The 422-nt window shown below is 68.2% G+C and carries 1 protein-coding gene; it reads right to left on the bottom strand.

Annotated features, from left to right (window positions below; all coding sequences use genetic code 11):
- On the bottom strand, positions 1-422 hold a 422-nt coding region (locus tag K9U41_RS23380; protein WP_282643221.1), incomplete at both ends, for an ATP-binding cassette domain-containing protein.

Genomic DNA, 422 nt, shown 5'->3' with positions numbered 1-422 from the left:
AAATCGGTGTAGCCGCCCGGGTAGAGCTTGGCGCCGCCGCCATGCAGGTGCAGGGTGTGGGTGGCCACGTTGTCGAGGAACTCGCGGTCATGCGAGATCAGCAGCAGGGTGCCCGGGTACTTCAGCAGCCACTGTTCCAGCCAGTACACCGCGTCCAGATCCAGGTGGTTGGTCGGTTCGTCGAGCAGCAGCAGGTCGCTGGGCATCATCAGCGCGCGGGCCAGATTCAGGCGCACGCGCCAGCCACCGGAGAACGAGGACACCGCACGGTGGTGCGTCTCGGCAGGGAAGCCGAGGCCGTGCAGCAGCTTGCCGGCACGCGCTTCGGCGTCGTAGGCCCCCATCTCGGCCATCTTGGTGTGCGCGTTGGCCACCGCCTCCCAGTCTTCGCGCGCGGTCGCCTCGGCCTCTTCGGCCAGCAC

The organism is Xanthobacter autotrophicus, from assembly GCF_029991245.1.
Classification (GTDB): domain Bacteria; phylum Pseudomonadota; class Alphaproteobacteria; order Rhizobiales; family Xanthobacteraceae; genus Xanthobacter; species Xanthobacter autotrophicus_C.
Note: the sequence above shows the minus strand (reverse complement) of the source record. Positions and strands in the feature narration are given on the sequence as shown.